12 protein-coding genes and 1 pseudogene are annotated in these 11347 nt (G+C 62.3%); 9 read left to right on the top strand and 4 right to left on the bottom strand.

Annotated features, from left to right (window positions below):
* Positions 1-126: pseudogene (locus NOV72_RS32785) on the top strand (IS30 family transposase); the annotation flags it as partial.
* Positions 127-835: 709 nt separating this feature from the next.
* Here NOV72_RS32785 and NOV72_RS18485 read toward each other — a convergent pair.
* From NOV72_RS18485 to gcl, 3 genes are all read right to left on the bottom strand, one after another.
* Positions 836-1741: a 2-hydroxy-3-oxopropionate reductase gene (locus tag NOV72_RS18485; protein WP_106856032.1), complete on the bottom strand. Its 906-nt coding sequence runs from the start codon at positions 1739-1741 to the stop codon at positions 836-838.
* A 27-nt stretch (positions 1742-1768) separates the two neighbouring features.
* On the bottom strand, positions 1769-2572 hold the full coding sequence (gene hyi / locus NOV72_RS18480) for a hydroxypyruvate isomerase (RefSeq protein ID WP_106856052.1): 804 nt from the start codon (positions 2570-2572) through the stop codon (positions 1769-1771).
* Between the two features lie 72 nt (positions 2573-2644).
* Positions 2645-4420: a glyoxylate carboligase gene (gene gcl / locus NOV72_RS18475; protein ID WP_106856031.1), complete on the bottom strand. Its 1776-nt coding sequence runs from the start codon at positions 4418-4420 to the stop codon at positions 2645-2647.
* A gap of 174 nt (positions 4421-4594) precedes the next feature.
* Here gcl and NOV72_RS18470 point away from each other — a divergent pair, with 174 nt between their 5' ends.
* The 8 genes from NOV72_RS18470 (at position 4595) to NOV72_RS18435 (ending at position 10481) form a co-directional block, all read left to right on the top strand.
* A complete protein-coding gene (locus tag NOV72_RS18470; RefSeq protein ID WP_106856030.1) occupies positions 4595-5548 on the top strand; it encodes a LysR family transcriptional regulator in 954 nt (317 codons plus the stop codon).
* Between the two features lie 131 nt (positions 5549-5679).
* Positions 5680-6051, top strand: a complete 372-nt coding sequence (gene rpsF / locus NOV72_RS18465) for a 30S ribosomal protein S6 (protein ID WP_062255752.1) — start codon at positions 5680-5682, stop codon at positions 6049-6051.
* A 43-nt stretch (positions 6052-6094) separates the two neighbouring features.
* Complete coding sequence (gene priB / locus NOV72_RS18460; RefSeq protein ID WP_106856029.1) at positions 6095-6394, top strand: primosomal replication protein N; 300 nt, start codon at positions 6095-6097, stop codon at positions 6392-6394.
* 2 nt (positions 6395-6396) lie between these two features.
* Entirely contained in the window at positions 6397-6672 is a 276-nt protein-coding gene (gene rpsR, locus NOV72_RS18455; RefSeq protein ID WP_035933509.1) for a 30S ribosomal protein S18, read from the top strand.
* A 28-nt stretch (positions 6673-6700) separates the two neighbouring features.
* Positions 6701-7156: a 50S ribosomal protein L9 gene (gene rplI, locus NOV72_RS18450; RefSeq protein WP_106856028.1), complete on the top strand. Its 456-nt coding sequence runs from the start codon at positions 6701-6703 to the stop codon at positions 7154-7156.
* Positions 7157-7267: 111 nt separating this feature from the next.
* Positions 7268-8659: a replicative DNA helicase gene (locus NOV72_RS18445; protein WP_106856027.1), complete on the top strand. Its 1392-nt coding sequence runs from the start codon at positions 7268-7270 to the stop codon at positions 8657-8659.
* 139 nt (positions 8660-8798) lie between these two features.
* Positions 8799-9425 (top strand): DUF47 domain-containing protein, encoded by a 627-nt coding sequence (locus NOV72_RS18440; protein WP_106856026.1) that lies wholly within the window; start codon positions 8799-8801, stop codon positions 9423-9425.
* 45 nt (positions 9426-9470) lie between these two features.
* A complete protein-coding gene (locus NOV72_RS18435) occupies positions 9471-10481 on the top strand; it encodes an inorganic phosphate transporter (RefSeq protein ID WP_106856025.1) in 1011 nt (336 codons plus the stop codon).
* Positions 10482-10520: 39 nt separating this feature from the next.
* Here NOV72_RS18435 and NOV72_RS18430 read toward each other — a convergent pair whose 3' ends face one another.
* The gene (locus NOV72_RS18430) at positions 10521-11327 is read right to left on the bottom strand and encodes an SDR family oxidoreductase (RefSeq protein ID WP_106856024.1); all 807 of its coding nucleotides are present in this window, start codon (positions 11325-11327) and stop codon (positions 10521-10523) included.
* Positions 11328-11347: the final 20 nt, after the last annotated feature.

Below are 11347 nucleotides of genomic sequence, written 5' to 3'. Positions count from 1 at the left end.
CATTACTCACAGGCTGAATTGAACGCAATTGTCAAGCGACTCAATGAAAGGCCGCGGCAGACCTTGGGCTTTATGACCCCAGCGGAGAAATTGGCCGAGACGTTGGGGGTTGCGTTGACCGGTTGAATCCGCCGCTTCTCAGGCCCGCGGTCACACGCACGTTGGCCAATTTTCTCCCTCAAGTTGGCACTCGCCTAAGTGTCGCCCTCAAAGGCCCAATCGGACTTGGCTCGCGCACGGTCTGCCGCACCAAATGTTTTCGCGCGCTGGTTCAGCAGAAATAGCTTCGGCACAGCGCTACGCGCTGCCGTTGGGTATGCGAGGGAAACCATCGAGAAAGGAGCGGACGCAGCCCACCCGCCGATTGACCGGTCGGCCGCGAAGCGGGCCGGAGCCGTTTCGTGCTGAACCAATCTGTCGTGTGGTGCGATATGTCAGACCGTGCGCGGTCCACGCCCGATAAGACCTTTGAGGGCACTCGCTACTCGGGGGCCATTCGGTCAAGCGCCTGTGCCGCGGCCGGTGTGAGGCACTTTGGATGGGGATAGCTGTTTCTTTGGTTACTTTCTTTGCAGCAGCAAAGAATGTGACTGCCGCCCCGCACAGGGGCAACGCTTATAGACCACTAACAAAACAGGACTTCATAGAAAGCGCGAGCAAAACAATAAAGCACGAAAATCCGACGCGGACACCCGACAATAAACCGTCTGACCGACCAAGGCTTACCCGGCGCATCGCCGGGTGCCGCTTCTCGGACCCCACTTGCCGCCCTCAGCCCAGAGCGGCATTTGTCCCGCGTGCCCATACGCGGGACGCCCCACGGTTCAGGTGCCCGTTACGCGGCCTTGGCTTGCGCCGGCTCGTCGGCCACCTGGAAGTTCGACATGATTTCGAGCGCACGCACGAGCGCCGAGTGATCCCACGCCTTGCCGCCGTTCGCGGCGCACACGCTGAACAACTGCTGCGCGCTCGCCGTATGGGGCAGGGCGAGGCCCATCTTGCGCGCGCCGTCGAGCGCGAGGTTCAAGTCCTTCTGATGCAACTCGATACGGAAGCCCGGATTGAACGTGCGCTTCGTCATGCGCTCGCCGTGCACTTCGAGGATGCGCGACGAAGCAAAGCCGCCCATCAACGCTTTACGCACGCGCTCAGGATCAGCGCCCGAGCGTGCCGCGAACAGCAGCGCTTCAGCGACCGCCTCGATGTTCAGCGCGACGATGATCTGGTTCGCGACCTTGCAAGTCTGACCCGCGCCGTTGTCGCCGATGAGCGAGATGTTCTTGCCCATCAGTTCGAAGAGAGGCTTCGCGATTTCGAACGACTTCTCGGGGCCGCCGACCATGATCGTGAGCGTCGCTTCACGCGCGCCGACTTCGCCGCCGGACACCGGCGCGTCGAGATAATCGCAGCCGAGCGCGTTGATCTTCTTCGCGAACTCCTGCGTTTCCAGCGGCGCGATCGAGCTCATGTCGATCACGAGCTTGCCCTTCGAAAGACCCTTCGCGACGCCGTCATCGGCGAACAGCACATTGGCGACATCGGGCGTGTCGGGCACCATCGTGATGACGATCTCGCTGGCCTGCGCGACCGCGCTCGAATCCGCGACGACCTGCGTCTGCGCGCGGATATCGTCCGGCACCGGAAACTTGCCGTTCACGACGAGCTTGTGGCCGCCCTTGATGAGGTTGCGCGCCATGTGCGCGCCCATGATGCCGAGGCCGATGAAACCGATCGTTGCCATACTTCTCGCTCCTCCTATGTGTCTGGTTTAAGCGGTTGCGCTTTGTTGCTTCACACCGCCGATGCTCTGCAGCCAGCCAAGGCCCGCTTCGGTGCCGCCGAGCGGCTTGTACTCGCAGCCGATCCAGCCTTGATAGCCGATCTCGTCGAGCAGCCTGAACAGAAATGCGTAGTTGATTTCGCCCGTGCCCGGCTCGTTGCGGCCGGGGTTGTCGGCGAGCTGGATATGCGCGATCTGCGGCAGGTTTTTCTTGATCGTCGCGGCGAGTTCGCCTTCCATGCGCTGCATGTGATAGATGTCGTACTGCAGGAACAGGTTGTCCGATCCGACCGCGCGGATCACGTCCAGTCCTTCTTTCGAGCGGTTCAGCGCGAAGCCCGGAATGTCGTACGCGTTGCACGGTTCGACCAGCAGCCTGATGCCTTCCTTCTTCAGCGCTTCGGCGGCGAAACGCAGGTTCTCGATGATCGTCGTGCGCGCCTGTTCCGCCGATACACCCGCCGTCGGAATGCCGACGAGGCAGTTCAGTTGCGGCACGTTCAGCGCTTTCGCATATTCGATCGCGCGCGGCACGCCTTCGCGGAACTCCGCGACGCGATCCGGCAGGCAGGCGATGCCGCGCTCGCCCGCTTCCCAGTTGCCCGCGGGCAGGTTGTGCAGCACGATCCGCAGGTCGTTGTCCTTCAGGCGCTGCTGAATGTCGCTGATCGAAAACGCGTAAGGGAACAGGAACTCGACCGCCTCGAAGCCCGCGTTCGCGGCCGCGGCAAAGCGGTCGAGGAAGGGGACTTCGTTGAACAGCATGGTCAAGTTCGCGGCAAATTTCGGCATTGTTCTTTCCTGATGGTCGGTCAGTGAATGTTCGCCGCGCATTCGTTCTTTCGAACGCGCGGCGGCGAAGCTTCAGTCGAGCGGCGTGACGGCGGTGGGCGCGTCGGCCTTGCTCTCGGCGAGCTCTTCGAACTCGTTGATGGCGTCGATCTCGGTGCCCATCGCGATGTTGGTCACGCGCTCGAGAATCATCTCGACGACGACCGGCACCTGATGTTCGGCGGCGAGCGCCTGCGCCTGCTTCAGCGCCGGCGCGATGTCTTCCGGCTTGTGCACGCGCAGCGCCTTGCAGCCGAGGCCTTCGGCGACCGCGACGTGATCCACGCCATAGCCTTCGAGTTCAGGCGCGTTGATGTTGTCGAACGCGAGCTGCACGCAGTAGTCCATGTCGAAGCCGCGCTGCGCCTGACGGATCAGACCGAGATACGAGTTGTTCACGACCACGTGCACGTACGGCAGCTTGAATTGCGCGCCCACGGCGAGCTCTTCGATCATGAACTGGAAGTCGTAGTCGCCCGAGAGCGCGACGATCTTGCGTTGCGGATCGGCGGCACGCACGCCGAGCGCGGCGGGAATCGTCCAGCCGAGCGGGCCGGCCTGGCCGCAGTTGATCCAGTTGCGCGCCTTGAACACGTGCAGGAACTGCGCGCCCGCGATCTGCGAAAGACCGATCGTCGAGACGAAGCAGGTGTCGCGGTCGAACGCGAGGTTCATCTCTTCGTAGACGCGCTGCGGCTTCATCGGCACGTTGTCGAAGTGCGTCTTGCGCAGCATCGTGCGCTTGCGCTGCTGGCAGTCCGCGACCCACGCGCCGCGGTCCTTCAGCTTGCCGGCGGCCTTCCATTCCTTCGCCACTTCGACGAACAGTTCGAGCGCGGCCTTCGCATCCGACACGATGCCGAGGTCCGGTCCGAACACGCGGCCGATCTGCGTCGGCTCGATATCCACGTGCACGAACTTACGGCCCTTGGTGTAAACCTCGACGCTGCCCGTATGACGGTTCGCCCAGCGGTTGCCGATGCCGAGCACGAAGTCGGAGGCGAGCATCGTCGCGTTGCCGTAGCGGTGCGACGTCTGCAGGCCGACCATGCCGGCCATCAGCGGGTGATCGTCGGGAATCGCGCCCCAGGACATGAGCGTCGGAATGACGGGCACGCCGAGCGTTTCCGCGAACTGCACGAGCAGACCTTCCGCCGCGGCGTTCAACACGCCGCCGCCCGACACGATCAACGGCTTTTCGGCGTCGTTGAGCATCGTCAGCGCTTTTTCGATCTGCGCGCGCGTCGCCTTCGGCTTGTAGACCGGCAGCGGCTCGTACGTGTCGATGTCGAACTCGATTTCGGCGAGCTGCACGTCGATCGGCAAGTCGACCAGCACCGGACCCGGACGTCCCGAGCGCATCAGATGGAACGCCTGCTGGAACACGCGCGGCACGAGCGCCGGCTCGCGCACGGTGACGGCCCACTTCGTGACGGGCTTCGCGATCGATTCGATATCGACGGCCTGGAAGTCTTCCTTGTACAGACGCGCGCGCGGCGCCTGGCCGGTGATCGCGAGAATGGGGATCGAATCGGCCTGCGCCGAGTAGAGGCCGGTGATCATGTCCGTGCCCGCCGGACCCGACGTGCCGATGCAAACGCCGATGTTGCCCGGCGCCGCGCGGGTATAACCTTCGGCCATGTGCGATGCGCCCTCGACGTGGCGCGCGAGCACGTGGCTGATGCCGCCCGACTTCTTCATCGCCGAGTAGAACGGGTTGATCGCTGCGCCCGGCACGCCGAACGCGGTGTCGATTCCTTCTTTTTCCAGCACGAGGACGGCTGCGTCGACGGCTCTCATCTTGGGCATGGTTGTCTCCTTCCTGGGGTCTCTATCCGAAAATGGCTGTCTGCATTCAAGCAGGGTTCCATTGCACTTTAAGTCTGTGAAAAAGGTTTGATAAGATCAGCCGGAGTCGCTTTTTCCCAAACAAAAAGTATCGAATGCCCGTGCCGCGCGGCTCGACGGCTGGAGACGAAAGAGATGGACCGCTTCAAACAGATAGAGACCTTCGTGCGCGTGGCCGAAGCCGGCAGCCTGGCTGCGGCGGCGCTGGAGGAGGGCGTGTCGCCGGTGATTCTCGGGCGGCGCATCGACGCGCTCGAAAAGCGCCTCGGCGTGAAGCTGATGTATCGCTCGACGCGACGGCTCGTCGTCAGCGAAGAAGGTGCGGCGTTTCTGGACCGCTGCAAGAACCTGCTGCTGGAATGGGATCAGGCGGAGAACGAACTCGCGGCGGGACGGCGCGCGGTGGGCGGGCATCTGATCGTATCGGCGCCGGCGGCCTTCGGGCGCATGCACGTCGCGCCGCACGCGCCCGCGTTCGTCGCCGACAAACCCGAATTGCAGATGTCGTTCAATCTGACCGACCGCGTCGTCGATCTGGTGCGCGAGGGCTACGACCTGTCGATTCGCATCGGCGGGGCGGTCGATCCGAATTTCGTCGCCGTGAAGCTCGCGGGCAACCGGCGCGTGGTGTGCGGAACGCCCGCGTATTTCAAGAAGCACGGACGGCCGAAAGCGCTCGAAGACCTGCCGAATCACAACTGCCTCGCGTTCAATTTGCAGGGCGGACAGAATCGCGGCTGGTATTTCCGGCGTAACGGCAAGGTCGTGACGGTGCGTGTCACCGGCAATCTCGATTGCAACGACGGCGAACTGCTGCACCGCTGGGCGTCGGAGGGACTTGGGCTCGGCTGGCGCTCGACGTGGGAAATCCAGCGGCAACTGGAATCGGGCGAGCTGGAAACCGTGCTCGACGAATTCGAATTGCCCGACTACGACATCCTCGCGGTCTATCCGCAACAGCGCTACGTGCCGGCGCGCGTGCGCTATTTCATTGATTATCTTAAGGAAATCTATGCGCAACCGGGATACTGGAGCCGCCGGCTGACGCTTCCGGGCGAGCCGCAGGCGGCAAGCGCGCACGCATCGTAACTGCTTGAAAACGCGTCCGAAATTGCATTTGCGTGAGCGCATGCAAAAAGCTATAATCTTTGGCTTCTCACTTGCCACACCGGTCCGACGCCCGGGTGGCTCTAATCCACAAGTAGCTACAAGGAGTGAACATGCGTCATTACGAAATCGTATTCATCGTGCATCCCGATCAGAGCGAGCAAGTGCCCGCCATGATCGAGCGCTACAAGGGCACGATCACGTCGCACGGTGGCCAGATCCACCGTATCGAGGACTGGGGCCGTCGCCAACTGGCCTACATGATCGAGAAACTCGCGAAGGCTCACTACGTCTGCATGAACATCGAATGCGACCAGACTACGCTCGAAGAACTGGAACACGCGTTCAAGTTCAACGACGCCGTTCTGCGTCACCTCATCGTCAAGATGAAGAAGGCCGAAACCGGCCCGTCGCCGATGATGAAGGAAGTGCAGCGCGAAGAAGCCAAGAAGGCGGCCAGCCAGCCGTCCGAAGCGCAGGCTTAAGGACAGTTTCGAACTGTCAAGCCACCAGGAACGAACACTTTAAGTGAACCGGCTGCAACTGACAGCAAGCGTCGTGGAACGCGAACCGGTGCGGTACACGCCCGCCGGCATCCCGATCGCAAGCTGCACGCTGCAACACGCGGCAGAAGTCGTCGAAGCGGGCATCGCCCGGAAGATCGAACTGACACTGCAGGCGGTCGCGGCCGGCGAAGCGAGCGGCAGGCTGGAAAGCTGTCCGATGGGCGTGGAAGCACGCTTCACGGGCTTTCTGGCCAAAAAGAGCCGTAACGCGCGAACCCTGGTGTTTCACATCACAGAATTGCAGGACATTGGAAAGGACTAATCATGCCCCGCCCGACTGGTAAGAAATTCGACAAGCGTCGTCAGCAACAAAACCCGCTCTTCAAGCGCAAGAAGTTTTGCCGTTTCACGGCAGCCAGTGTCGAGTACATCGACTACAAGGACACGGAAACGCTGAAGGACTTCATCGGCGAAAACGGCAAGATCACGCCGGCTCGTCTGACTGGCACGAAGGCGCACTATCAGCGCCAGCTCGACACGGCGATCAAGCGCGCGCGTTTCCTCGCGCTCCTGCCGTACACCGACCTGCACAAGGCCTAATCAGACGACGCACTAAGGAAAGCCAAAAATGCAAATCATTCTTTTGGAAAAGGTCGTCAACCTGGGCAACCTCGGCGACATCGTCAAGGTCAAGGACGGCTACGCACGTAACTTCCTGATCCCCGGCAAGAAGGCACGCCGCGCAACGAAGGACGCAATCGCAGAATTCGAAGTTCGCCGCGCCGAGCTGGAAAAGGTTGCCGCTGAAAAGCTGGAAGCCGCGCAGAAGCAGGGCGAAAAGCTGAACGGCTTCACGGTTCAGGTCTCGCAAAAGGCTGGCGTGGACGGCCGTCTGTTCGGTTCGGTCACGAATGCGGACATCGCTGAAGCGCTGAAGTCGCAAGGCTTCGCGGAAGTGGAAAAGGCGCAAGTGCGTCTGCCGCAAGGCCCGCTGAAGATGGTCGGCGACCATTCGATTCAAGTGGCGCTGCACACGGACGTGCTGGTCGACGTCACCGTGTCGGTGCTCGGCGAGCACGCGTAAGTCTGACGCGAGGCGTTTGCCTCGCGAGCAGTCAAAAAAATGGCAGGCGCTTCAAAGGCGTCTGCCATTTTTTATTGTCCGCACATCTGCATTGTTCGATAATTCCACCCCATGAACGCTCCGTCCAAAGACCCGCAACTCGACGCGCTGAAGGTCCCGCCGCATTCGATCGAAGCCGAGCAATCCGTCATTGGCGGGCTGCTGCTGGACAACGCCGCATGGGACCGCATCGCCGATGTCATGCATCAGGGCGATTTTTATCGCTACGACCATCGCATCATTTATGAACATGTCGGCAAGCTGATCGCATCGACGCGGCCGGCCGACGTGATCACCGTCTACGAATCGCTGACGAGTTCCGGCAAAGCCGAGGAAGTGGGCGGGCTCGCGTATCTGAACGCGCTCGCGCAGAACACGCCCAGCGCCGCGAATATCCGCCGCTACGCGGAGATCGTGCGCGACCGCGCCGTGCTGCGCCGTCTCGTGTCGGTCGCGGATGAAATCTCCGCCGACGCCTTCAATCCGCAAGGCAAGGAAGTCCGCCAGATTCTCGACGAAGCCGAAGCGCGCGTGTTCTCGATTGCTGAAGACGGGGCGCGCGGCACGCAGGGCTTTCTGGAAATCGGGCCGCTGCTGACGCAAGTCGTGGAGCGCATCGACACGCTTTACCACACCGCCAATCCGAGCGATGTGACTGGCACGCCGACAGGCTTCGTCGATCTCGATCGCATGACGTCGGGCATGCATGGCGGCGAGCTGATCATCGTGGCGGGCCGTCCTTCGATGGGTAAGACGGCTTTCTCGATGAACGTCGGCGAATACGTGGCGGTGGAGTACGGCTTGCCCGTCGCGGTGTTCTCGATGGAAATGCCGGGCACGCAACTGACGATGCGTATGCTGGGTTCGGTCGGACGGCTGGATCAGCATCGCATGCGCACGGGCCGTCTCACGGACGAGGATTGGCCGAAGCTCACGCACGCGGTGCAGAAAATGAGCGAGGCGCAGCTTTTCATCGACGAAACCGGCGGCCTCAACCCGATGGAACTGCGCTCGCGCGCGCGGCGTCTGTCGCGGCAGTGCGGCAAACTGGGACTGATCATCGTCGATTATCTGCAACTGATGTCGGGATCCGGCAACGGCGGCGAAAACCGCGCGACCGAAATCTCCGAAATCTCGCGCTCGCTCAAGAGTCTTGCGAAGGAGCTCGACGTGCCGGTGATCGCGCTGTCGCAGCTCAATCGCGGTCTCGAACAGCGTCCGAACAAACGCCCGATCATGTCGGACCTGCGCGAATCGGGCGCTATCGAACAGGACGCGGACGTCATCCTGTTCATCTATCGCGACGAAGTCTACAACCCGGACAGCCCCGACAAGGGCACGGCCGAAATCATCATCGGCAAGCAGCGTAACGGTCCGATCGGTCCGGTGCGCCTGACTTTCCACGGCCAATACACGAAGTTCGACAACTTCGCCGGCGCGCAGAATTTCTACGGCGGCGAATAACCCTCCAATCGCATCCGCTGTCAATCCCTTCGGCATCGGCCGCCGCGCGTCACGAACGCGCGGTGCGTCGGCGAACGCACGCAGGTACAATATGACAGTTTGATGTACATCTCAAAAATACCCATTCTGCGGGAATTTCATGTTCGGTCGTTTCATGCCCACCGAGGGCAAATTCTTCGAGATTTTCAACGCGCACGCGAAGTGCATGGTCGATGCCAGCCGCGAGCTCGAACTGCTGATCGATAACCTCGACGACGCCGAGGTCCACAAGCAAAACGTCCAGGCGAGCGAAAAACGCGCCGACAAGCTCACGCACGAGACGATCGACCTGTTGCACAAGACGTTCATCACGCCGCTCGACCGCGACGAAATCCACAAGCTCATCACGACGATGGACGACATCCTCGACCTGATGGAGGACGTCGCCACGGCCATTTCGCTGTACGACGTGCGCGCGGTGACCTCGGAGGCGAGCCAGCTCGCGCATATCTGCACCGGCACGGTCACGCGCGTGCAGCAGGCCGTCGAACTGCTGGCCGACATGAAGCGCGCGAGCGAAATCCTGAAGATCTGCGAGGAAATCGACCGTCTGGAGTCGGATGCCGACCGCGTGCTGCGCTCGGCGATGTCGAAGCTCTTCCGCGAGGAAGACGACGTGAAGACGCTCATCAAGCTGAAGGCGATTTACGAACTGCTCGAGACGATCACCGACAAGTGCGAAGACGTCGCGAACATCATCGAAGGCATCGTGCTGGAAAACGCCTGACCAAACCGGCAGCGCATTTCAAGACCGGTCAAAACAATTCAACCGATGCATTCGATTCAACTCGCTATCTGGGCAGTCGCGTTGCTCGTCATAGTCGCACTCGCGTTCGACTTCATGAACGGCTTTCACGACGCCGCCAATTCCATCGCGACGGTCGTCTCGACCGGCGTGCTCAAGCCGCAGCAGGCGGTCGCGTTCGCCGCCGCGTTCAACGTCATCGCGTACTTCATCTTTCATCTGAAGGTCGCGGCGACCGTCGGCAAAGGCACGATCGATCCCGAAATCGTCGATCACTACGTCATCTTCGGCGCGCTCGTCGGCGCGATCGGCTGGAATATCGTCACGTGGATCTACGGCATTCCGTCGAGTTCGTCGCACGCGCTGATCGGCGGTCTCGTCGGCGCCGCGCTCGCGAAGTCCGGCTGGGGATCGCTCAACTGGGACGGGCTGCTGAAAACCGTGGGGTTCATCTTCATCTCGCCGCTGCTCGGCTTCGTGCTCGGCTCGTTCTTCATGCTGCTCGTGTCGTGGCTGTATTTCCGTACGCCGCCTTCCAAGGTCGACCGGCGTTTTCGCCGCATGCAGCTCGTTTCGGCGGGCCTGTATTCGCTCGGCCACGGCGGCAACGACGCGCAGAAGACGATCGGCATCATCTGGATGCTGCTGATCGCGACCGGCTACGCGTCCGCCGCCGCCGAAGCGCCGCCGATCTGGGTGATCGGCCTGTGCTATCTGTCGATGGGCCTCGGCACGCTATTCGGCGGCTGGCGCATCGTGCGCACAATGGGCCAGAAAATCACGAAGCTGAAGCCGGTCGGCGGTTTCTGCGCGGAGACGGGCGGGGCGATCACGCTCTTCGTCGCGTCGTTCCTGGGCATTCCCGTTTCGACGACGCATACGATCACCGGCGCGATCGTCGGCGTCGGCGCGACGCAGAAGCTCAGCGCGGTGCGCTGGGGCGTCGCGGGCAATATCGTGTGGGCGTGGATTCTGACCATTCCCGCGTCCGCCACGCTCGCCGCGGCGGGCTGGTGGGTCGGCCACCACTTGCTTTGATTCGTTTCGCCTGCGGGCGCCTTCCGCGCCCGCAGCGCGTCAGATGATCGGCGACGACACCCCGTCCATCGGGATGATCGCGCCCGACACGTAACTCGCGCGGCGGCTCGCCAGAAAGAGCGCCACGTCGGCGATTTCCTCAGGCTTCGCATAGCGTCCGAGCGGCACTTTCGCCTGGCTGTCGGCGAGCACCTGATCGCGCGTGACGCCTTGCCGCTTCGCTTCCAGTTCCAGCGCTTCCTCGACGCGCTCGGTGAGCGTCGCGCCCGGATTGATCGCGTTGATGCGGATGCCGAGCTTCGCGTAATGATGCGCGAGCCCGACGGTATTGAGCATCAGCGCCGCATTCGCCGCGCCGCCCGCGATGTGGATGTCCGTCGCGATCTTCCCGCCCATCCCGACGATATTGACGATCGCGCCCGGTTCGGCGCTCGGGTCGTTGCGCAGGCGTTCGGCCATGCGCTTCAACACGACCTGCTGCGGATAGACGTAAGAGAAGTACTTGGCGTCCATCGCCGCCTTGTAGGCGGCGGCATCGAGCGTGTCGGGATCGTACCGGCGGGCGGCGCCGGCGCTGTTGATGAGGATATCGATCGGCCCGAGCGCGGCGCTCGCTTCCTCGACCACATCTTCGGCGCTATGGGCTTCGTGCAGGTCCGCGCGCGCGAGATGCACGTGATGTCCGCCGCTCGCCAGTTGTTCGCGGGCGCGGGCGAGATTCGCGGCATCGCGCGAGACGATCGCGACTTTCGCGCCTTCGCTCGCGAACGCTTTGGCGCATGCAAATCCGATTCCCTTGCTGCCGCCCGTGATCAGGACGACCTTGCCCACGAGTCCCAGGTCCATGGTGTTGCGCTCCGTCGACG

This window comes from Caballeronia novacaledonica, from assembly GCF_900258035.1.
Classification (GTDB): Bacteria; Pseudomonadota; Gammaproteobacteria; order Burkholderiales; family Burkholderiaceae; genus Caballeronia; species Caballeronia novacaledonica.
This window is presented reverse-complemented; position numbering and strand designations above follow the sequence as displayed.

Bases quoted from the DNA above. Each gene is read 5' to 3' on its own strand.
- NOV72_RS18485 (WP_106856032.1), bottom strand. From the start codon at position 1,741: ATGGCAACGATCGGTTTCATCGGCCTCGGCATCATGGGCGCGCACATG.
- hyi (WP_106856052.1), bottom strand. From the start codon at position 2,572: ATGCCGAAATTTGCCGCGAACTTGACCATGCTGTTCAACGAAGTCCCC.
- gcl (WP_106856031.1), bottom strand. From the start codon at position 4,420: ATGCCCAAGATGAGAGCCGTCGACGCAGCCGTCCTCGTGCTGGAAAAA.
- NOV72_RS18470 (WP_106856030.1), top strand. From the start codon at position 4,595: ATGGACCGCTTCAAACAGATAGAGACCTTCGTGCGCGTGGCCGAAGCC.
- rpsF (WP_062255752.1), top strand. From the start codon at position 5,680: ATGCGTCATTACGAAATCGTATTCATCGTGCATCCCGATCAGAGCGAG.
- rpsR (WP_035933509.1), top strand. From the start codon at position 6,397: ATGCCCCGCCCGACTGGTAAGAAATTCGACAAGCGTCGTCAGCAACAA.
- rplI (WP_106856028.1), top strand. From the start codon at position 6,701: ATGCAAATCATTCTTTTGGAAAAGGTCGTCAACCTGGGCAACCTCGGC.
- NOV72_RS18445 (WP_106856027.1), top strand. From the start codon at position 7,268: ATGAACGCTCCGTCCAAAGACCCGCAACTCGACGCGCTGAAGGTCCCG.
- NOV72_RS18440 (WP_106856026.1), top strand. From the start codon at position 8,799: ATGTTCGGTCGTTTCATGCCCACCGAGGGCAAATTCTTCGAGATTTTC.
- NOV72_RS18435 (WP_106856025.1), top strand. From the start codon at position 9,471: ATGCATTCGATTCAACTCGCTATCTGGGCAGTCGCGTTGCTCGTCATA.
- NOV72_RS18430 (WP_106856024.1), bottom strand. From the start codon at position 11,327: ATGGACCTGGGACTCGTGGGCAAGGTCGTCCTGATCACGGGCGGCAGC.